The organism is Rhizobium sp. P2_G9 (assembly GCF_056403475.1).
Genome location: NZ_JBFUFK010000005.1, coordinates 1 through 20816 on the forward strand (window position 1 = coordinate 1; position 20816 = coordinate 20816).

The window sequence follows — 20816 nt, forward strand, 5'->3', positions numbered from 1 at the left end:
TTCCAGGACATTTCCAGGACATTGAGCGGCGATTTGCCGCCGGCGTTTTCCGTGTAGTGCTGCGGTGGGCGAAAACTCATCCTGCCATATTCCCGAAAAATCCAGCTTCCGGCGTTAGTCTTATCTTAACCAAACGTGGCTAGAGTCGACTAGCAAATATAGGCTTACCCCTGTGCAATGCCAACCGCACCCTCGCAATCCGCGAGGCAAGCCAAAGGCCGCATGAGCGACCTCGTGTCCCCCATGACCTTTTGCATCGCTGGAACGCTTTGCCATGCTGACGCCCGTCACACCCAACCCGATAACGACATCGACGACCATCAAGACCCATGGTTCGGAAAGCCGCGCGACGGCTGGACAAAGCCAGGCCGAGGCACCGGTCGTTCCGCAGGCGACTGCGCATAATGCCGGCATCGGGCTCGATGCGGGCACCATCCTCGCCAATGTCAATGCCGAGACGGCGACCGCCGGCAATCGCACCATCCTGCAAACATTGGCGCTTGCCGTCGCTGCCCAGCTTAACGTCGTGCGCCGCAACGACGAGACGATGGATGCCTTCTTCCTCAGGCTTGCCGCGACGATCGACGACATGCTGCCGGACGAAATGCTGGCGACCGAGGCGCGAGCCGGGCTGAAGCTGCTGAAAATCGCGCTTCCGGAACTTTCAGCCGCGCTGAAGCAGCCCGACAGCGCGCTTGCCGCCCGGCTGTCGGCGATCGCCGAAACGCCGATGGCGACGCCGCAGAAGACCGCCGCGGCCGTCGCCACCACCACTTATCTGCAGGAAACGGCGAACAATTCGCGGGCAGCCGAAACACTGGCCATGGTGACGCAGTCGCGCAGCAATCCGGAGGGCAGCGGGCTCTTCTCCTCGAATGCGCCAGAGACCGAACAACGCCGGCCGTCGGATGCGCGAAGCCTGCAGATGCAGCTCAAGTCTTTGTTCGAGCCCGGGATTGCCGAGACCCGGATGGAGATCGCCGACAAGACGGAGCCCGCCAAGACGCTTCTCCTGGGGGCGGATGGCGAACGCACCGAAGCTCCGGCCGCAGGCATCCAAGCGGAGCAAGCCGCGGCCTCGGAAGTCGCCGAGACGCTGCAGCCACAGTCCGATATGTCCGATCCGCTGGCTGCCGCGCTGGCCGAGCAGTCTGCGGTCGAGCCGGACTTCGACCAGCCACGCACCTCTTCCCAGTCCGTGGACGTGAAACAAGCCGGCGCTGATACCAAGCTCGTGGCTACGAGACTGACCGACACAAAACCTCTGGAATCCGGGACGATCCCGGCGGCGCCGGCAAACACTGAGGTAGCCGCAGACGAGAAACAGGACACTGCATCCGTTCTGCCGCGGCCGGAGCCACGGGTGATCGGCCTGCCGCTTTCGCAGAGCAACAACAGCCCGAGTCTGGCGATGCGCATCCGCGCCATCGCGCAGGAACTCGCGCCGAACAAGACGGCGATCGAGGATGAAAAGGCGGCACAGAAGAACGGCGGCGATCAGCGCGTGCAGACGCTGCTGGCGTTGAAGGGCCTTGCCGAAGTCGTGACACCGCTGCCCGCCAGAGCGGAAGCACCAATGGCCACTGCGCCCCAGGGGCAGTTGCTCAAGAGCGACCGCGCGAGCGACGAGACGATTGAAAAATCGACCCTCGTGACCGCGCATCTTCCCGACGATGGCGCTCAAGCGGACAGCGTCCCCTCGCCCACACAAGCGGCGCGAAAAGAGGCCGCCGATGGTCGGCATGTCGTGCCTGCCACCTTACCCGAAACCGAGGATGCAAACCCGGCGACCACCGCCCGGCGGGATGCGGCTGCAGAAGCTTCGGCCACGTCGAAGACACCCGAGGGGCAGGCCGGCACGGCGCCTAAAACGGCCGCCGCCAATGCCGGGCCGGTGCCGTTCGCCTACGCCACGCTGCAACCGGCAAAGGACGAGTTCAAGGCCAAGGCCGCGCAGGAACGGAGCCGGGACGAGGAGGACGATACCGGCCGGGACCAGGACCGGGAAGACCCCGAGGCTCGCCGGGAACGACTGGCCCGCAAGGCGATCGACGACCTGCTTCGCCCAGAGCCGGACGCAGAGCCGGAAGTAAAGATCACCCGCGATTCCAGCCAGGCCGATCGCGCCTATGCGCTTTACCAGCGCATGGCTGGCTTCTAGAGCGCTTTGGTTCTGATCGAATCAGAACCACGCTCTAGGTCTTTGTTTTGAGCATGTCTTTATCCTGAAACCGGCATCCACTTTCAGGCGACATGCTCTGGCACAGATTCCGTTTCGCAATTCCGCAGGGAGACCGCTTCGCGTGTTTCCCGGAATTGCCCTCGCAGGGTGGCGCTGAAGGGGCGCGCCGCCCAGCAAAAAACCCGCCGGCTCGCACCGGCGGGTTCTTTATTTCTCAAATCAGGCGAGAGGCTTATTCGCCGCCGCGGTTCTTCAGAGCCGCACCGAGAATGTCGCCAAGCGAAGCGCCCGAGTCGGACGAACCGAACTGAGCAACGGCTTCCTTCTCTTCGGCAATTTCCAGCGCCTTGATCGAAAGCTGAACCTTGCGGTCCTTCTTGGAGAAGTTGGTGACGCGGGCGTCGACGATCTGGCCGACCTGGAAGCGCTCGGGGCGCTGCTCGTCACGGTCACGAGAGAGATCAGCGCGACGGATGAAGGAGGTGAGCTCCTCGTGCTGAACGAGCTTGACCTCGATGCCACCATCGTTGATGCCGATGATTTCGCAAGACACGACCGAGTTCTTGCGCAGTTCGCCCGAAGCAGCGGCATCGCCGACTGCATCCTTGCCAAGCTGCTTGATGCCGAGCGAGATACGCTCCTTTTCGACATCCACATCGAGAACGACAGCCTTGACGACGTCGCCCTTGTTGAACTCCTCGATCACCTGCTCGCCCGGACGGTTCCAGTCGAGGTCGGAGAGGTGAACCATGCCGTCGACATCGCCGTCGAGGCCGATGAACAGGCCGAATTCGGTCTTGTTCTTGACTTCACCCTCAACGACCGTGCCGGCCGGATGAGCGTTGGCGAAGCTCTGCCACGGATTGTCGAGCGTCTGCTTGAGGCCGAGCGAGATGCGGCGCTTGGACGGATCGACTTCGAGGACGACGACGTCCACTTCCTGCGTGGTGGAAAGAATCTTGCCCGGATGGACATTCTTCTTGGTCCAAGACATTTCGGAAATGTGGATGAGGCCCTCGATGCCCGGCTCCAGTTCCACGAACGCACCGTAATCGGTGATGTTGGTGACGGTGCCGCGGATCTTCTTGCCGGTCGGGTACTTGGTGCCGATATCGCCCCAGGGATCGCTTTCGAGCTGCTTCATGCCGAGCGAAATACGATGGGTTTCCTGGTTGATGCGGATGATCTGAACCTTGACCTGCTGGCCGATGGACAGGATCTCCGACGGATGGTTGACGCGACGCCATGCCATGTCGGTGACGTGCAGCAGGCCGTCGATGCCGCCGAGGTCGACGAACGCACCGTAATCGGTGATGTTCTTGACGACACCCTCGACAACCTGGCCTTCTTCGAGGTTCTGGACGATCTCCGAACGCTGCTCGGCGCGGGACTCTTCGAGAACCGTGCGGCGCGAAACCACGATGTTACCGCGACGCTTGTCCATCTTGAGGATTTCGAACGGCTGCGGAACATGCATCAGCGGGGTGACGTCGCGGATCGGACGAATGTCGACTTGCGAGCGCGGCAGGAAGGCAATGGCACCGTCGAGATCGACGGTGWAGCCGCCCTTGACCTGGTTGAAGATGACGCCTTCAACGCGTTCGCCAGCATTGAACTTGACTTCGAGCTTGACCCAGCTCTCTTCGCGGCGAGCCTTTTCGCGCGACAGGACGGCTTCGCCCATCGCATTTTCGATACGCTCGACATAGACCTCGACTTCGTCGCCGACCTTCAGCTGACCGTCCTTGGCCCGGGCACCGAATTCCTTCAGCGCGATGCGGCCTTCGACCTTGAGACCGACATCGACGATCGCCATGTCCTTCTCAATGCCGGTAATGATGCCCTTGGTGACGTAGCCTTCAGCGAGGTCGACCTTGGAAAAGGATTCTTCGAGGAGGGACGCGAAGTCCTCCTTGAGGGAAGTTTGTGCGGACATAAGTTCTCCAAACAGGCGGCAAGACAATTTTGGCCGCCAATGCGCCGGGGGTTAGGGTTGAACACGGACGCTTCCCATGCCGAGCCCCCCGTCCTGGAGGGCTAATCCGGCGCGCGGCGCGGGAGAGCATCCCGTTCGAATGCCGCATCGATGATGGCTTTGGCGGCTTCGAACGCGGCTGATATATCCATTTCGGACGTATCAATCAAGTGAGCATCTTCCGCAGGCCGAAGCGGGCTGTCGGCGCGGCCCATGTCGCGCTCGTCGCGCTTCAGGAGATCTGCCAGAACGGTGCCGAAATCGGCTTCACCGCCGGTGGCGATGATCTCTTCGTAACGGCGTCCGGCGCGGATCGGTGGTGACGCTGTAATGTAGAGCTTCACCTCGGCATCGGGGCAGACGACAGTGCCGATATCGCGGCCGTCGAGTACCGTACCGGGCTGGCGGCGCGAGAATGCGCGCTGCGCCTCGACCAGCGCTTTGCGCACCTTCGGCATGACGGCAATGCGCGAGGCGGCTTCGCCGATCTCATGACCCGAGAGGACCGAGCGATCCAGACCAGCCAATTCCACTGTGCTTGCAATATCTGTGGCAACCTGCTCGTCGTCGAGCGGCAGCTGCCGGTCCAGGAGAGCCTTGGCGACGGCGCGATAGGTGAGCCCAGTGTCGAGATGATGAAAACCATAGGCGTCGGCGATCAGGCGCGAGAGCGTGCCTTTGCCGGCTGCGGCTGGGCCATCTATGGCGATCGTCGTCATTCAATATCCCGTGGTTTTGGAATCAGGGATGGATCTTCGGGCTACACACAAATTTTCATAGGGAAAGGCGGCGTGAATGCCAAGCGATTGTGACAAAAACTTATAGACAGTGCAGCGAATGATCGATTGACGTGGCGCTTGAGCAATAGCCGGCATGAGAATATCGCTTCATCACCTTTCAAAGCCCATTTTCACATAACCACACAGAAGAAAACGACATAAATGGGACATGAAGAAACACAGGCTCCTTATCACACTCATCGCGCTTGTCATCTGGCTGGCAATTTACCGGATCGTCGGACACATGAAACTGGATGGCGTCTCGTCGATGACCGACGTCCTGTCCGACGGGATCTATCCTCCCGTCGTCGTCGCAGTTCTGTTTCTCTTCGCGACGGTTTTGATCTTCAAATGGAATGATGTTGGCCTCAATGCGCCATTCGAAGCGCGCTCCCTGATAGTGCTCTGATTGCCCCTCGCTTTCGTCGTCCTCATCGTCACAGCCGTCTTCATCGTCGGCCCGCCGCCGCGGACGGCGATGATCTTCATTCTGGTCAATACATTTCTGATCGGCCTTTCGGAGGAACTCATGTTCCGCGGAATTCTGTTCCAGGGCCTCCGGTCAAAACTCTCGAGCTGGCCATCGATTATTTTGACGTCGCTGCTGTTCGGCTCGATCCATCTCCTGAACGCGCTATGGCTGGGCAATATCCAGATAGCCCTTCTCCAGGCGTTTGCAGCGGCCTGCACGGGCATGTTGCTGATGGCAATCCGGATCAGGACCAAATCTCTCGATCCGGCGATACTGTTCCATGCGGCCTGGGATTTCGGTCTCTTGTCACTCGTGGCGGCAGTGAAACCCGCAGAGGCGATCAAGCCGGAAATCACCCCCGCTGTTATGGGTGCCGCGGGCGTTTTCGTACTTGTGGTAATCTCCTATTCGGTCTTCCTGTTGCGCAAAGTCGGTCGCACCGAGCAAGCCTGAGCCTCGGACCGTTCGATCTCCGGAACCGCAAGCCGTTAGCCTTGACGCGCAAAATCGATGTCGGCGCGATCGAGGTCGCCTGTCACCGCTGAGCAATCTCAGGCAAGCGTGGCCTGATATTCGCCGATCAGGCCCTCATAGTCCTGCATTTCCGGGAGCGTGGCATAGCTGCGCTGCGCCGGCGTCGTCGCCCAGGGCAGCTTCTCGCTCGTCCAGGTTTCCATATGCGGCATGAACCAGTCGGCATCGTCGAGCATGGTCGGCCGGACATTGACGAAGAAATCGATGCCGTTCGGCCGAGTGAACATCCAGGTCATGCACCAGCCACAGAAATAATGCTTGGCGTCGCCATGCAGGCCGCCGATCACCGGCTCGCCTTCGGTGACCTCGAAGCCGTCGGCGGGAATTGCCGCGCTCAGCGAATAGGCCGACGCGCTCATCTTCTGGCAGCCGGTGCAATGGCAGGCCATGGTCAGGAGCGGTGGTTTGCTGATGCGCAGTTTCACGCGGCCACAGCGGCAGCTGCCGTCAATCGGAAGGTTGAGATGGGGCATATGGATCTCCTTCGCCTGCAGGCTACGAGACGGGTTAGCGTGTGTCAAAGTTCCTTTTTCAGCGCGAGCTCGGCCGCACAACAAAGTGCCTCGCAGACAGAGGCGCAAAGCGTCGGGCTTGCTTGAGGAACTATGAGCCGGCTAAATAGCGCGCCAGCCAGATCGTGTGACCGCCGCAATCCGGATCTTCAGCGCGATAGTCGAGCACGTCGAAACCATTGCCGGCCAGGAGCGACCGATATTCGTCCGGCGCCAGGCTCGCGTGATAGAGCGGCGCGCCTTCGAACGTTCCGATCGCCTCGCCATGCGCCGGCCCGGAGGTGAACATCAGCGCGGCCCCCGGCATGGCATGGGCGGCGAAGACCGGAAACATCCCCCGCTGGTCAGCGAATGTGAGATGGAAGAAGCTATCCCAGGCGATCAAACCAGCGAAGCGGCGGCCGAGAGAGAGGCCGCGCATATCGGCGACATGCCATTGCTGCTCAGGCATGCGGCTTTGGCAGAGCGCGATCATGCTGGCCGAGGAATCCGCGCCGGTCACAGAGTGGCCACAGTTGGCGATGTAACGCGCGATCGGCTCACCCATGCCGCAGCCGATGTCGAGCACGGGGCCTTTTTCCGCCACCTCGGCCAGGAACCGGTCAAGCCACGCTCTTTCGAGAAGGTCCCTGCCACGCAAAACATCATAGCGACCGGCCAGGCGATCATAGAGACCGACAATGTCGTCCGCATCGCTCACCGGCCGTAGTCGCAAATCTCAACCAGGTTACCGTCGGGGTCGCGCATATAGACCGAGCGCATCGAACCCTGCGCGCCCGTTTGCTCGACAGGACCACGCTCGATGGCAATGCCGCGTTCGCCGAGCAGGCGGATCACGTCGTCGAGCGGTCGGTCGGCGACCAGGCAGAAATCTGCGCCGCCCGCCACAGGGCTGCGGGCGCGCGGCAGGATCGGCGCGCCGTCGGCTTCATGCAGATTGAATTTCTGCTCGCCGAAATGGATGGCGATGCGGCCATTGCCGAACACCTGCTTGTGCATGCCGAGCCCGCGGCAATAGAAATCGACCGTCTCGCCGACGTCGCGGACCGTCAGCACGAGATGGTCGAACCCGCGGATCATGCCGGGTCGGCCATGGCGCGCTTGACGCTTTCGAGCATGGACATGCGCTCCATATGATCCTTGATGCGGGGCAGCACGTTGATATCGACGCCATCGCCTTCAAGCCAGCGCGCGATGGTGAAGAGATAGGGATCGGCGATCGTATAGGTTTCGCCCATCACCCATGGCCCTTCGAACATTTCGAATTCGATCAATTCCATGGCCGCGGTCATGGTCTCCGGGACTTTCTGTTTCATGTCATCGAAGGACGCCTGGTCATTGGCCCAGCGCGAGCCGCGGCGGCCATGCGCGTGGTTCACATGCACGGTCGAGGCCATGTAGGAATTGAAGGCCTGCAGTTCGGCAAAGGCGAATGCATCGTCGAGCGGCGCCAGATTGGCATCGGGGAAAGCCTGGGCAATGTAGACGAGGATCGCGGGGGTCTCCGTCAGAATACCGCGCTCGGTGACCAGCGCCGGCACACGGCCCTTCGGATTGATCTTGAGGTAATCGGGACTGCGTTGTTCCTGCCTGGAGAAATCGACGCGCGTGAGCTCATAGTCGGCGCGCGCGTCTTCCAGCGCGATGCGGGAGGCAAGAGCACAGGTTCCGGGAGCGTAGAACAATTTCAGCATGGGTGTTTCCTTGAGGCGACAAGCGAAGCAATACCTCGTTCTAGCCAAAAGCGATGGCGATGTCAGCGTACCTGGATGTGAATGTGATCATCATGCCGGGCGGCACGGCATCCTTGAAAGCGGATCACATCATTCGATATGCCTAGCCGCGCCGGAATATGCGGCTCGATGAAGACTTTTTCGATACCATATTTCCGCCCCGCACTCGACAACCAGGACAGAGCCTCTGTCATCCGCCGGTCTTCCGGATGCCAATCCGGAAACAGCGGCTGGAGAAAGGCGAGGTCCCAGCGGAGCGTGAGCCAGTTTCGGCGGCCCGCACAGGGCTGTGGCGCGTTGGGCAAAGGCTGTTCGAAGGCGAAATAGCCGATGGGTGAACGCGTCTCGCCGTTCCGGAACACGCCCGTTTCGTCCTTGTAGTAAAAGGCGATATCGAGCTTCCGGCCATCGCTGTGGGACAGATGCGGCATCAGCGGAAAGCCGTTGATGAAGGGAAAATTGGCATCGAGTGCCAGCGTCTTCGTGCCGGGAAAGGTCTTCTGCATGTGATCGGCAAGCTCGACTGCGGCAGCTTTCAACTTCGGCGTTACGAAATTGCGATTGAGCATACAGAACATTGGCGAGCGGACGGAGAAGGAGGCGCTGTCTCCGCCGAAGCACGATAGCGGCACCCTGCCGAAGAGCGGTGCGACCTGTTGCGTGATCAGGGTGGCGACAGCATAGAAAAGAACAAAGAGCAGCAATAAAGCGCGACGCGTCTGCCATCCCGACATTGCCCGAACGGCAAGAGCCATCAGCCAGATCACGCCGCCGATCTCGGTCAGCAAGGTGAGAATGAAGACGACGAGACCATGAAGGAAGAGGCGCAAAACCGTGCTCATTCGAAAAACCGAAATGCAACGCGGTCAAGCCATGGTCGTTCGAACAAAGTCTTGCCGCGGGCTCGATCCCAGCCCACGGCACGCATCCCGGAGAAGTCGACAATCTGGCCTGTCACCCCTTTCAAGTGCGCCTCAGCCGATCTTCGCGCCGATACCCTTCATCAGGTCCATGAATTCGGGGAAGCTGGTGGCGATCATGCGGGCATCGTCGACTGTCACCGGATGCTCGGCCGCAAGGCCCATGACGAGGAAGCTCATCGCGATGCGATGGTCTAGATGGGTTTTCACCGCCTCACCTCTGGAATTGCCGAGGCCCTTGCCGCTGGGGATGCCGAGGACCGCGAGCGAGCTCTCGCCCTCCTCGCACTCGACACCGTTGAGCTCCAGGCCACGGGCGACGGCGGCGAGGCGGTCGCTTTCCTTGACGCGCAGCTCTTCGAGGCCGGTCATGATGGTCTTGCCCTCGGCAAAGGAGGCGGCGACGGAGAGGACCGGATATTCGTCGATCATCGACGGCGCCCGTTCCGGCGGAACGCTGACGCCCTTGAGCTCCGAATGACGGACACGCAGGTCTGCCACATCTTCGCCGCCGGCATTGCGGGCATTGAGCACCTCGATATTGGCGCCCATTTCCTGCAGCGTCAGGATGAGGCCGGTGCGGGTCGGGTTCATCAGCACGTTGAGGATGGTGATGTCCGAGCCCGGCACCAGGAGGGCTGCGACCAGCGGGAAGGCAGTCGAGGACGGATCGCCGGGGACATCGATGACCTGACCGGTCAGCTTGCCGCGGCCTTCGAGACGGATGGTGCGGACGCCGTCCTTGTCGGTTTCGACCGAGAGATTGGCGCCGAAGCCAGCCAGCATCTTTTCGGTATGGTCGCGGGTCATCACCGGCTCGATCACCGTGGTGATGCCGGGCGTGTTGAGGCCGGCGAGCAGCACGGCGGACTTGACCTGTGCGGAGGCCATCGGCACGCGATAGGTGATCGGGTTCGGCGTCCTGGGGCCGTGCAGCGTCACCGGCAGCTTGTCACCATTGGCGCTGGTCACCTGCACGCCCATTTCGCGCAGCGGATTGAGCACCCGTCCCATCGGCCGCGACGAGAGCGAGGCGTCGCCGATGAAGGTCGCATCGAAATCATAGACGCCGACCAGGCCCATGGTCAGCCGGCAGCCGGTGCCGGCATTGCCGAAATCAAGCGGTGCTGCGGGCGCCAGCAGCGCACCGTTGCCGGTGCCGTGGATCACCCATGTATCGCCCTGCTTGTCGATCTTCGCGCCCATGGCGCGCATCGCCTTGCCGGTATTGATGACATCCTCGCCTTCGAGCAGGCCGGTGATGCGGGTTTCGCCGGCCGCCAGGCCGCCGAACATGAAGGAGCGGTGCGAGATCGACTTGTCGCCGGGGATGCGGACGGTGCCGCTGAGATTTTCGGATTTGCTGGCGGTTGCCGGCACCGGCGTGCCACTATGCGACATGGGTTCAGCCCTTCATTCGATCTTCATTGCCGTGAGGCAGGGCCGCCCGGCCCGTTTCGCGGGCTGGTTAACATAAAGGTTTTCGCCGGTCACCAGGATATTGCGCGAAAGCTGCGGCACGCCGCAATGCCTGCGAACTTAGGCTTTGACAGGACCGGTCAACATCGCTAATGGCCTTTCTCTAATTTTTTCGTCGGCCGGTTGCCGGCCCGCCGTTCCTAATACATATGGACGGCCATCTACCAAGAGGCATTGACGTGGCAAAATCCGAACTCGGCACCAAGCGCATCGACCCGGACACGGGCAAGAAATTCTACGACTTGAACCGCGACCCGGTCGTCTCGCCCTATACCGGCAAGTCCTATCCGCTGTCTTTCTTCGCTGAATCCTCCATCGCCGCCGTCATGGAGAAGCAGCAGCAGCAGGAGGACGAAGTCGCCGAGGTTGATGCCGAGAACACCGAAGTCGAACTGGTTCCGCTGGAGGAGGCCGACGACGAAGCGGCAGCCGGCGGCGAAGAGATTCCGGATCTCGGCGACGACGAGGTCGATATCGACGATGATGACGACGACACCTTCCTCGAACAGGACGAAGACGACGAGGACGACGACATGGCCGACCTCATCGGCGTCAACGCGGACGAAGACGAAGTTTGATTTTCACTATTTCCGGGCGGGTGCAAAAAAATCCGCCCGGAACGAAATTCCTGCTTGCCATTCCGGAGAAGCAGAAATATACACCCGCCACCGAGGCCGAACCGGCCTTGGTACCATCGCCCCACGGGGCCGGATGGGGCTATAGCTCAGCTGGGAGAGCGCTTGCATGGCATGCAAGAGGTCAGCGGTTCGATCCCGCTTAGCTCCACCAAATTCTTCCCTCGACACGTTGAACGTTCGCCGGCTCGATTGAGTGCTCGCCATTTCAACGCTCTCAGCCCGCTGCATCACATTCCTGACGGGCCACGCACCGGCCGATGGCGTAAGCTGTTGATCTCGATCAACTCGATTGGCCGAAATCGGCGATAGCGTCTGGCATGGAACGCGAGGAGAACCCCATGCCAATCGAAACAGTCTACTTTGTCAGCGGCACTTTTGCCGCATTTGCGGCCTTTGCACTTGCCTTGGCCTATGCCAGCTACACATCAAGTTGATGAGGTTGGCCTCGAAAGCTCCGCCAGGATTTCCCTCAGGGCTTTGACCGCCTTTGTCACTTCGAGCCAGCTGGCAATAGCCTGCTTGTTATCGGCTGGACGGCTCGCGGCTGGATCCTTGGTAAACCTTGTGAATTGGCACTGCGCGCTTGGATGCCCTCAAATCATCTCCACGATGAACCAAAGCAGGAGCAAGCTTGATGATGGCCTCAAATCAGAGCTGTCGCAGCCGAAGCCTTGTCGTTGATGCAGGTCAAAGCAACGAGAGCCTGAGCGTGTCTTGTCTCCCAAATCGACAGGGAGTTCAAAATGAAGAACGTGTTTATCGGTTTTGATCCAAGGGAAGCAGTTGCGTTCCACGTCTGTGCCAACAGCATTATCCGGCATTCGACGCAGCCGGTCGCGATTACGCCTTTAGCCCTCAACAACCTCGATGGCTATGCAGAAGCCCACACCGACGGCAGCAATCRATTCATCTACACACGTTTTCTGGTGCCTCATCTCATGGGATATAAGGGCTGGGCGCTTTTCATTGACGGAGACATGATTTTCCGGCGCGACATTGCCGACTTATGGTCGCGCATCGATGAGAGCAAGGCTCTTATATGCGTCCAGCACGATTACCGGACAAGATCGCCCCGGAAATACCTTGGATCCGAGAACGCGGATTATCCGAGAAAGAACTGGTCAAGTGTGGTCTTATGGAATTGTGGGCATCCGGCAAATGCCGCCGTGACCCCGGACTTCGTCATGAGCGGTACAGGGGCCTCACTTCACCGCTTTACCTGGCTTGACGACAGCCTGATCGGATCGCTGCCAAAAGAATGGAATTGGCTCCCGGACGAGTTCGGGGAAAATCCGGACGCGAGCCTGCTTCATTGGACCCTGGGCACTCCATGTTTTCACGAATATGCAAATGCAAACATGGCTGCCGAGTGGCATCGAGAGAAATTGCTGACGGATTATTGCCTGCAACGAGCCCAATAAGGCATCGGCAGAATGTTGAATGCGATCGATATGAAAATCATCATGGATGTGGATCGCCAACACCTATTCCGATTTTGCCTGGTGCAATTCGTCAGCTTCCGCATCCAGTTCGTTGAGATGTTCCAACATCACTTCGGCAAGTTCGAAGGTCAATCGGACGAGCATCTGTTCTTCGAAGACGACCGGCAGACCTGTCTCGACTTCGCAGACGGTCCAGGTTCCGTCTTCCTCGCCGCGTATGGCGTAGCGCGAAGGCTCGGGCTGCAGCATTCGGACATCGGTGAAGCTCTCCAACATGATGAAATAGGTCCCGACTTTTTGGCTTCTCGTGCGTTGTCCTCAGTGGCCGCAGGATCATAGGAGCGAACCGTGGAGAAAGAGAGCGTATTTCATCGGGTCAGAAAGTACCAGATCGTGCCGGATCGAGATCTGGTGATCGAGATCGTGCCGGGCGAGCGCATGCCGATGGCATCGATTGCCGATCCGCAGACCAGGACCGCCAGCGAATTGATGCCCGTCCCGCAGGCCCTCAAGGTCGTCGCCGACGAAATGTCGCTGGAGCCCTACTATCTCGAAATCGTTGTTGTCGACGAAGACCGGCTCTGGAACGAGAAATGGGGCAGGCTGATCGCCCATCCCTCACGTCTGGATTCGAAATCGGCCTTGTCCTTGTAGAGGCCTAGCCCGTCCAGATCGCGCTCTCGCCGATCCGGACCGGTGCTACGCACTTGGTGTGCGGCGCTGAGACAAGGCAAAAGTCGGGTGGAAAATGAGTCCGCCGCTGTTGCGTTGGAGCTGGATTTCTCCCGGCGCATCCTCCGTGGAAGACGCGCCGGGAGCGCCGCTTACTCGTGAATGATAACGTCGGGCTGGTGTTCCCTGACGATCACGTCAGGCTGCTGCTTCTTGATGATCACCGTCTTCTTGTCGCTGTCATCGATGGCCGCACCGGTGGTCAGGCCAACGGCACCGCCGATGACGGCACCGACCGGGCCACCGACCACTGCGCCCGTTACTGCGCCCCCTGCCATGCCCGTGACTTTGGCGTCACCGGCATAGGCAAACGACGAAAGGGTGGTAAGCGCCAGAACGGCGCCGGCAAAAGCCTTGATCTTCATCTTTCGAACTCCTTTTTGCATCTGTTCGATGCCCGGCTAACGCATGCGTCGTCCGCGAGGTTCCGATAAAATTTCCGGGAAAGGTTCGCAGCTGCGGGAAAAATTGCCAGGCTTTCCAGTCGCAATTGCCGGGCCTCTCCGGGCCTTGGGATTTTCGGCTGCCAATTCAGAAGTGCTTGGAAAACCGCTTGAATTCGCCTCTCGGCGCCGCACTTTTCCGCGCCGGAGGAATATGCCTGCGCGCTGTGCGTTCGTTGATGCCGAGCAGAAGCGCGATTTTGTCGGAGGTCCTGCCGCGCGCCCACTGAGATCGGCAACCAGGAAACAATGAAGGCGTCCGGTGGTGCGGACGCCTTCATTGTATGCCCGACGCGGCGACGCCGCATGGCGAACAGGATCAGGCCTTGTCGATCGCCTTTTTCAGGCCATCCTTGGCCTTGCCGGCAGCCGACTGGACCTTGCCCTTGAGCTCCTGGCCTGCGCCTTCGGCTTCCATCTTCGGGCTGTCGGTCGCGCGGCCAACGGCCTGTTTGCCTTTGCCGACGGCCTGGTTGGTTGCACCCTTCACACGATCTGCTGTCGCACCCATGAAAATCTCCCTGGTGTTGTGCCCGCGACCCTCGCGGGCGTGCGGTTAGTCAACGGGAGAGCAATGTAAAGGTTCCGTGACGGGCGGGCACCTCAGAGATTGGCGTCAAATCCGCCCGAACGTGTCCTCCAGGCGGACGATGTCGTCTTCGCCGAGATAGGAGCCGGTCTGCACTTCGACGAGTTCCAGCAGGATCTTGCCTGGGTTGGAAAGACGGTGGATCGCGCCCTGCGGGATATAAATCGACTCGTTTTCCGTCAGCATCTGCTTGTCGTCGCCGATCTGCACCTGGGCGGTGCCGCGCACGACGATCCAATGTTCGGAACGGTGATAGTGGCGCTGCAGCGACAGCTGCTTGCCCGGCTTGACGAACAGCCGCTTCACCTGGAAGCGCTCGCCCATCAGTACCGAGGAGAAGCCGCCCCAGGGGCGGTAGCTCGTCCGATGCTCCTCGGTCAGCTTGGCGGTTTTGGGGCTCTTCATCAGATCCTTGACGACGCGGCCGACATCCTGCGCTTCCGTCAGACGGCCGACATAGACGGCGTCCTCGGAGACGATGACCACTGCGTCCTCGACGCCGTTGACCGCGACATGCGCGCCCTCGGAAAGGACGAAGGAGTTTTTCGAATTATAGAGGTTGACCGGCCCGCGCGTGACATTGCCGTCGGCATCGCATTCGCTTTCCTTCCAGACCGCGTCCCAGGCGCCCAGGTCGGACCATTGGATCGGCGAGGGCACGACCGAAGCCAGCGTGGTTTTTTCGAAAATGGCATAATCGACCGATATATCCGGCGACTGGGAAAACTCCTTCTCGCCAAGGCGGGTGAAATCGAGGTCGGACTTGGCCACAGCGACGGCGGCCTCGGCGGCATCGAGAACCGCCGGCGCGAGCGTGCGGCATTCGGACAGAAAGACCTCCGAATCGAACAGGAACATGCCGGAATTCCAGTAGTAATTGCCCTGTGCGATCATCTCGCGGGCACGCTCCTCGTTCGGTTTCTCGACGAAACGCTTGACATGGTGGGCACCGCTCGGCTCGGCCTCGCCGGCCTCGACATAGCCGAAGCCGGTCGACGGCGCGGTCGGTGTGATGCCGAAGGTCGCGAGCCGCCCTGCCCTTGCCGCTGCGGCGGCCGTGTCGATCGCTTTGACATAAGCGGCATCGACACGAATATTGTGGTCGGAGGCGAGCACATGGATCAGGCGCGGCTCCTCCTTGGCGGCGATCAGCGATGCGGCGGCAATTGCCGCTGCGGTGTTGCGGGCAATCGGCTCCAGAACGACGGCCGCGAGTTCGATGCCAGCCTCCTGTGCCTGTTCGGCGACCAGGAAGCGATATTCCGAATTGGTGACCACGATCGGCTTGTCGTAGCGGCTGGGATCATCGAGCCGCTTCAGCGTCAGCTGGAACAGGCTGAGATCGCCGGTCAGTTCAAGGAACTGCTTGGGTCGGGCGCTGCGCGACATCGGCCAGAGCCGCGTACCCTTGCCGCCGGCGAGAATGACCGGGACGATGAGGCTGTTCGTCATTTGCTGTTCTCCAAAATACCTGACCTGACCGGCGGCCCAGGCGCGAAACCGGAGCCGCCACATGCAAATCCGCGTATCGCGATTGCCGGGTGCGATCAATGCCTATTCGATAGCCGACAAGCTTCACGATACAATGCGTTGCTATCGTGACTGCAATCATGGTTAAGCCCGGCTCAAGGTGCTGCCGGAGATTTGGCGACAAACGGCCTGAATTCCTGCAAAACTCCGCCCCACCGGGTGATTCGCGATAGTGGGAAGGGCGGCATGGAGCGGCTTGCGGCGTATGTGACGCTGAGTTCGGGCTGGAAACGGCTTTTGATCGCCTTGCTCAGCGGCGCCTTCGCCGCCCTGATGCTGCCGCCGTTCGGCATTTTTGTCGTGGGCTTCATCTCCTTTTCGATCCTCGTCTGGCTGCTCGATGGCGCTTCGGGCGATCCGGACCGCATGGTTCTCGCCCGCATGCTGCCTGCTTTCGTCACCGGCTGGGCTTTCGGGCTGGGCTATTTCGTCGCAGGACTATGGTGGACCGGCAGTTCGCTCCTCGTCGAAGCCGACGAATTCGCCTGGGCGCTGCCGCTGGCTGTGCTTGGCCTGCCGGCCGTTCTGGCAATCTATTACGGTCTGGCGGCTGCCCTTGCCCGCCTGTTCTGGGTCGATGGTTATGGCCGCATCCTGGCACTGGCCGCGGCGTTCGGGCTGGTCGAATGGCTGCGCGGCATGCTGCTGACCGGCTTTCCCTGGAATGTGATCGGCCAGGGCATGATGCCCTTTCCGCTGATGATGCAGTCGCTGGCCGTGGTCGGCAGCCACTCGATGAACATGCTCGCGGTGCTGGTTTTCGCCACGCCCGCATTGATCGCGACCGGCCGCGGCGCCGGCATCGGGATGACGATCGCGGTTCTCCTGTTCGGCGCCCATCTCGGTTACGGCTTTTATGCGCTCAATATCGCCGAGCCGGCGAAGGCGCCCGAACATCCCCATATCGTCCGCCTTGTCCAGCCGGTGATCGACCAGTCGGCCAAGCTCGACGACAGCCAGCGTATCGCCATTTTCGAGGAGCATCTTACGCTGACCAAGGCTGCGGCCGCCAAGGACAGCCGTCGTCCCGACTATATCGTCTGGCCGGAAACCTCGATCCCCTTCATCCTGACGCAGAACCCCGATGCGTTGGTCAGGATCGCCGATGTGCTCGAGGACGGTCAGATCATGATCGCCGGCGCCGTCCGCATGGAAAATGACGGAGCAACGCAGGCGCCGCGCTATTACAATTCCGTCTATGTCATCGATTCCCAGGGACAGATCATCGGCGCCGCCGACAAGGTGCATCTCGTGCCGTTTGGCGAATATCTGCCGCTGGAAAATTTCTGGAACAGGATCGGCCTGAAATCGATCGCGGCCCAGATCCCGGGTGGCTATAGCGCCGCGGCGCAGCATCAGCTTCTGGTCATGCCCGACGGCACCAAACTTCTGCCGCTCGTCTGCTATGAGGTCATCTTCCCGGATGAAACGGCTGAAATTGCGGAAAAAGCCGACGCCATCGTCAATATCACCAATGACGGCTGGTTCGGCTATACGCCGGGGCCATGGCAGCACTTCTTTCAGGCGCGGCTGCGCGCCGTCGAGACGGGCCTGCCAGTGATTCGCAACTCGAATAGCGGCATTTCCGCCGTTATCGATGCCCGCGGCCAAATCGTTTTAGGGCTGAACTTTCAGGCGAAAGGTTACATCGATGTGCCTTTGCCGGGCAAAATTGTTCCGATTTCGGACAGCGCAAGCAGGACACTGTACTTCGGGTTGTTGGAAGCTTTGGCGCTATTGATTGCATTTTTTGCGCGCATGAGTTTTATATTTAATACGAATTGACCAAAAACCCCTAAAAATGCATAGTGATTTTGCGAACCGTCCGCGCGGGAGTGAAACAGCGCTGTATGGCGTCATGCAACGCTGCGTTTGCGATCTTCAACGATCCGAACACAGGCTCGCGCGGTCCCTATCAACAGGAAACGAAAATGATCGAAAACAAGAAAAAACCGAACCCCATCGACATCCACGTGGGCAGTCGGATCCGCCTTCGCCGTACTATGCTTGGAATGAGCCAGGAAAAGCTTGGGGAAGCCCTTGGCATCACATTCCAGCAGATTCAGAAGTACGAGAAGGGTACGAACCGCGTTGGTGCGAGCCGCCTGCAGGCGATCTCTACTATTCTCAACGTGCCTGTTTCCTTCTTCTTCGAGGACGCGCCCGACGGCAACCCTGCCAACACGCCTGCTGGCATGGCCGAAGCCTCCTCTTCCAACTATGTCGTGGATTTCCTGTCGTCTTCCGAAGGCTTGCAGCTCAATCGCGCCTTCGTCAAGATCAACGACCAGAAGGTCCGCCGTAAGATCGTCGATCTCGTCAAGGCGCTCGCCGCCGACGCCGAGGCCGAATAACCCGCCTCATCGCAGCGATTGCGAGCCCTGTGGCAACGGGCTCGCAACCGGGCAGCTGACGCCGCCTATTTCTTTACGAGATCCGGCAATTCCTTCAGGAAATCGCTTCCGAGCAACAGGCTCGGGAGACTGTTGGATTCTTTGTGCCGATGCGCAGCCGCGCGAAGACAATTTCCCAATTGCCCTTTTTACCCCCAGCCGACAAACCAGGCGAGCGGTCGCGTGCGATCGATATTGCCCTGGCATCCCGAGGGCAGCTGGCGCCATCGTGCAGCCATTTCCCGCAAATATCTCCAACGGCAGCTGTCAGCTCACGCGGCTCAAGCTCCGCGTACCGACACCGGCGATGAAGGCGCTTGCCAATTGGATGTCTGAAGTGGCCAAAAAGCCGCATTTTTTGCAGGAAATCGGCGCATATAAGGATATATTTATGTCTTTCTGCGCTTGTCTTTTGACGACGAACTCACTAGACATGCGTCGGTCTTTTCATTGAGGGGAATTCCCGAATGCGTTCCAGCTATCTTTTCACCAGCGAATCGGTTTCGGAAGGTCATCCGGACAAGGTTTGCGACCGTATCTCCGATGAAATCGTCGATCTGGTCTACCGCGAAGCGGCGAAGACGGGTGTCGATCCCTGGACGGTCCGCATCGCCTGCGAGACGCTTGCCACCACCAATCGTGTCGTTATTGCCGGTGAAGTGCGCGTCCCCGACACGCTACTCAAGAAGGACAAGGGCGGCGCGGTCATGCATGACGCGGCCGGCCATCCGCTGATCAACCCCTCGAAGTTCAAATCCGCGGCGCGTAAGGCCATTCGCGACATCGGCTACGAACAGTCCGGCTTCCATTGGAAGACCGCCAAGATCGACGTGCTCCTGCATCCGCAGTCCGCCGACATCGCCCAGGGCGTCGACAACGCCTCCGACCAGCAGGGCGAAGAAGGCGCGGGCGACCAGGGCATCATGTTCGGTTATGCCTGCAACGAGACGCCCGACCTGATGCCGGCTCCGATCTACTATGCGCATCGCATCCTGCAACTGCTCTCCGAAGCCCGCCGCAAGGGCGAAGGCGATGCCGGCAAGCTCGGCCCTGACGCCAAGAGCCAGGTCACCGTCCGCTATGCCGACGGCAAGCCGGCCGAGGTCACCTCGATCGTGCTGTCGACCCAGCATCTCGATGCGAACTGGGATTCGCAGAAGGTCCGCTCGGTCGTCGAGCCCTATATCCGCCAGGCCCTCGGCGACCTGCCGATCGCCAAGGACGCCAACTGGTACATCAACCCGACCGGCAAGTTCGTCATCGGTGGTCCGGACGGCGACGCCGGCCTGACCGGCCGCAAGATCATCGTCGACACGTATGGCGGTGCTGCCCCGCATGGCGGCGGTGCGTTCTCCGGCAAGGACACGACCAAGGTCGACCGTTCGGCAGCCTATGTCGCCCGCTACCTTGCCAAGAACGTCGTGGCGGCCGGCCTTGCCGAGAAGTGCACGATCCAGCTTTCCTACGCCATCGGCGTCGCCCAGCCGCTGTCGATCTATGTCGATCTGCACGGCACCGGCAAGAAGGTCACCGAGGACCAGGTCGAGGCGGCGATCCGCAAGGTGATCGACCTGTCGCCGTCGGGCATCCGCCGGCACCTCAACCTCAACAAGCCGATCTATGCCAAGACGTCGTCCTACGGCCATTTCGGCCGCAAGGCCGGCCGCGACGGCTCGTTCTCCTGGGAAAAGGTCGACCTCGTCAAGTCGCTCAAGGAAGCGCTGGCGGCGTGAGCCAGGACGACGAACATTCTGAAGACAATCTCGGTGGAGTGCGGAAATCGCGCTCCACCGAAGCGTTTTTCGGTCGTCGCAAAGGCAAGGCGCTGCGCGAACATCAGTCGAAGCTGATGGGCGAGGGGCTTGCCGGGCTGAGGCTCGATCTCAGGAACCCGGCGCCATCCGATCTCGCCTCGCTCTACCCGGTGCCTGTCGACACGATCCGGTTGGAAATCGGCTTTGGCGGCGGCGAACATCTGGTGCACCGCGCGACCGGATCGCCCTCGACCGGCTTTATCGGCGTCGAGCCCTTCGTCAATTCCATGGCAAAGCTGCTGGGGAAGGTCGAAGCGCTCGACCTGAAAAATATCCGCGTCCATGATGATGATGCGACAGTGGTGCTAGACTGGCTGCCGGAGGCATCGGTGGATCAGATCGACCTGCTCTATCCCGATCCCTGGCCGAAGAAGCGGCACTGGAAGCGACGGTTCGTCTCGGATGTCAACCTCAAGCGCTTCCATCGGGTGCTGAAGTCTGGTGGCCTGTTCTGCTTCGCTTCCGACATCGACACCTATGTCAACTGGACGCTGCAGCATGTCGATCGTCATGGCGGATTTGAATGGGTGGCGAAGAACGCCAGCGATTGGCTGGCGCCCTATCCGGATTGGCCGAGCACGCGCTATGAGGCAAAGGCCCGGCGCGAGGGGCGTTCCTCCGCCTACCTGACGTTCAGGAAGCGGTGAAT

The 20816-nt window shown here is 60.5% G+C and carries 22 protein-coding genes and 1 tRNA gene; 11 read left to right on the forward strand and 12 right to left on the reverse strand.

Translation table 11 applies throughout. The features are described from left to right. The first annotated feature begins 274 nt into the window (after positions 1-274). The gene (locus AC1DYF_RS05440) at positions 275-2161 is read left to right on the forward strand and encodes a hypothetical protein (protein ID WP_477875671.1); all 1887 of its coding nucleotides are present in this window, start codon (positions 275-277) and stop codon (positions 2159-2161) included. 253 nt (positions 2162-2414) lie between these two features. Here the strand turns inward: AC1DYF_RS05440 and rpsA are convergent, their stop codons facing one another. Then, a complete protein-coding gene (gene rpsA / locus AC1DYF_RS05445) occupies positions 2415-4118 on the reverse strand; it encodes a 30S ribosomal protein S1 (RefSeq protein ID WP_477875672.1) in 1704 nt (567 codons plus the stop codon). 101 nt (positions 4119-4219) lie between these two features. Then, complete coding sequence (gene cmk, locus AC1DYF_RS05450; RefSeq protein ID WP_477875673.1) at positions 4220-4876, reverse strand: (d)CMP kinase; 657 nt, start codon at positions 4874-4876, stop codon at positions 4220-4222. A 229-nt stretch (positions 4877-5105) separates the two neighbouring features. On the opposite strand from cmk, the gene AC1DYF_RS05455 reads away from it, so the two are divergent. Both AC1DYF_RS05455 and AC1DYF_RS05460 read left to right on the forward strand, forming a co-directional pair. Further along, positions 5106-5345 (forward strand): hypothetical protein, encoded by a 240-nt coding sequence (locus AC1DYF_RS05455; RefSeq protein ID WP_477875674.1) that lies wholly within the window; start codon positions 5106-5108, stop codon positions 5343-5345. Continuing rightward, on the forward strand, positions 5346-5861 hold the full coding sequence (locus tag AC1DYF_RS05460; RefSeq protein ID WP_477875675.1) for a lysostaphin resistance A-like protein: 516 nt from the start codon (positions 5346-5348) through the stop codon (positions 5859-5861). Between the two features lie 98 nt (positions 5862-5959). Here the strand turns inward: AC1DYF_RS05460 and AC1DYF_RS05465 are convergent, their stop codons facing one another. From AC1DYF_RS05465 to aroA, 6 genes are all read right to left on the reverse strand, one after another. Beyond that, positions 5960-6415, reverse strand: coding sequence for a GFA family protein (locus AC1DYF_RS05465; protein ID WP_477875676.1), 456 nt, complete (start codon positions 6413-6415; stop codon positions 5960-5962). A 130-nt stretch (positions 6416-6545) separates the two neighbouring features. Then, positions 6546-7154: a class I SAM-dependent DNA methyltransferase gene (locus AC1DYF_RS05470; protein ID WP_477875677.1), complete on the reverse strand. Its 609-nt coding sequence runs from the start codon at positions 7152-7154 to the stop codon at positions 6546-6548. Next, the gene (locus AC1DYF_RS05475) at positions 7151-7534 is read right to left on the reverse strand and encodes a VOC family protein (protein WP_477875678.1); all 384 of its coding nucleotides are present in this window, start codon (positions 7532-7534) and stop codon (positions 7151-7153) included. The genes AC1DYF_RS05470 and AC1DYF_RS05475 overlap by 4 nt, the downstream gene beginning before the upstream one ends. Beyond that, complete coding sequence (locus tag AC1DYF_RS05480) at positions 7531-8148, reverse strand: glutathione S-transferase family protein (RefSeq protein WP_477875679.1); 618 nt, start codon at positions 8146-8148, stop codon at positions 7531-7533. Before AC1DYF_RS05480 ends, AC1DYF_RS05475 begins: the two co-directional genes overlap by 4 nt. A 62-nt stretch (positions 8149-8210) precedes the next feature. Next, positions 8211-9029 carry a hypothetical protein gene (locus AC1DYF_RS05485; protein WP_477875680.1) on the reverse strand — a complete coding sequence of 273 codons (819 nt, stop codon included), beginning with the start codon at positions 9027-9029 and terminating at the stop codon, positions 8211-8213. Between the two features lie 132 nt (positions 9030-9161). Next, positions 9162-10508 carry a 3-phosphoshikimate 1-carboxyvinyltransferase gene (gene aroA, locus AC1DYF_RS05490; protein WP_477875681.1) on the reverse strand — a complete coding sequence of 449 codons (1347 nt, stop codon included), beginning with the start codon at positions 10506-10508 and terminating at the stop codon, positions 9162-9164. Positions 10509-10765: 257 nt separating this feature from the next. On the opposite strand from aroA, the gene AC1DYF_RS05495 reads away from it, so the two are divergent. The 3 genes from AC1DYF_RS05495 to AC1DYF_RS05505 all read left to right on the forward strand — a co-directional run bounded on the left by AC1DYF_RS05495 (position 10766) and on the right by AC1DYF_RS05505 (position 12645). Further along, positions 10766-11164 (forward strand): TIGR02300 family protein, encoded by a 399-nt coding sequence (locus AC1DYF_RS05495; protein ID WP_477875682.1) that lies wholly within the window; start codon positions 10766-10768, stop codon positions 11162-11164. A gap of 135 nt (positions 11165-11299) precedes the next feature. Next, positions 11300-11375 (forward strand) — tRNA-Ala (locus AC1DYF_RS05500). Positions 11376-11967: 592 nt separating this feature from the next. Continuing rightward, positions 11968-12645: a glycosyltransferase gene (locus tag AC1DYF_RS05505; protein ID WP_477875683.1), complete on the forward strand. Its 678-nt coding sequence runs from the start codon at positions 11968-11970 to the stop codon at positions 12643-12645. A 63-nt stretch (positions 12646-12708) separates the two neighbouring features. On the opposite strand, the gene AC1DYF_RS05510 is transcribed toward AC1DYF_RS05505, so the two are convergent. Next, a complete protein-coding gene (locus AC1DYF_RS05510) occupies positions 12709-12942 on the reverse strand; it encodes a hypothetical protein (protein WP_477875684.1) in 234 nt (77 codons plus the stop codon). A 72-nt stretch (positions 12943-13014) separates the two neighbouring features. Between AC1DYF_RS05510 and AC1DYF_RS05515 the strand changes: the two genes are divergently transcribed. Further along, entirely contained in the window at positions 13015-13320 is a 306-nt protein-coding gene (locus tag AC1DYF_RS05515; RefSeq protein ID WP_477875685.1) for a hypothetical protein, read from the forward strand. Positions 13321-13490: 170 nt separating this feature from the next. Here AC1DYF_RS05515 and AC1DYF_RS05520 read toward each other — a convergent pair whose 3' ends face one another. The 3 genes from AC1DYF_RS05520 to AC1DYF_RS05530 form a co-directional block, all read right to left on the reverse strand. Further along, positions 13491-13763 carry a hypothetical protein gene (locus AC1DYF_RS05520; RefSeq protein ID WP_477875686.1) on the reverse strand — a complete coding sequence of 91 codons (273 nt, stop codon included), beginning with the start codon at positions 13761-13763 and terminating at the stop codon, positions 13491-13493. Between the two features lie 397 nt (positions 13764-14160). Next, positions 14161-14352 carry a CsbD family protein gene (locus AC1DYF_RS05525; RefSeq protein ID WP_477875687.1) on the reverse strand — a complete coding sequence of 64 codons (192 nt, stop codon included), beginning with the start codon at positions 14350-14352 and terminating at the stop codon, positions 14161-14163. Positions 14353-14457: 105 nt separating this feature from the next. Beyond that, positions 14458-15882, reverse strand: a complete 1425-nt coding sequence (locus tag AC1DYF_RS05530) for a mannose-1-phosphate guanylyltransferase/mannose-6-phosphate isomerase (RefSeq protein ID WP_477875688.1) — start codon at positions 15880-15882, stop codon at positions 14458-14460. Between the two features lie 264 nt (positions 15883-16146). Between AC1DYF_RS05530 and lnt the strand changes: the two genes are divergently transcribed. The 4 genes from lnt to trmB all read left to right on the forward strand — a co-directional run bounded on the left by lnt (position 16147) and on the right by trmB (position 20814). Next, a complete protein-coding gene (gene lnt / locus AC1DYF_RS05535) occupies positions 16147-17745 on the forward strand; it encodes an apolipoprotein N-acyltransferase (RefSeq protein WP_477875689.1) in 1599 nt (532 codons plus the stop codon). A 146-nt stretch (positions 17746-17891) separates the two neighbouring features. Beyond that, positions 17892-18314 (forward strand): helix-turn-helix domain-containing protein, encoded by a 423-nt coding sequence (locus tag AC1DYF_RS05540; protein WP_477875690.1) that lies wholly within the window; start codon positions 17892-17894, stop codon positions 18312-18314. A 506-nt stretch (positions 18315-18820) separates the two neighbouring features. Continuing rightward, complete coding sequence (gene metK / locus AC1DYF_RS05545) at positions 18821-20086, forward strand: methionine adenosyltransferase (RefSeq protein ID WP_477875691.1); 1266 nt, start codon at positions 18821-18823, stop codon at positions 20084-20086. Beyond that, positions 20083-20814 (forward strand): tRNA (guanosine(46)-N7)-methyltransferase TrmB, encoded by a 732-nt coding sequence (gene trmB, locus AC1DYF_RS05550; RefSeq protein WP_477875692.1) that lies wholly within the window; start codon positions 20083-20085, stop codon positions 20812-20814. Before metK ends, trmB begins: the two co-directional genes overlap by 4 nt. Positions 20815-20816 lie beyond the last annotated feature (2 nt).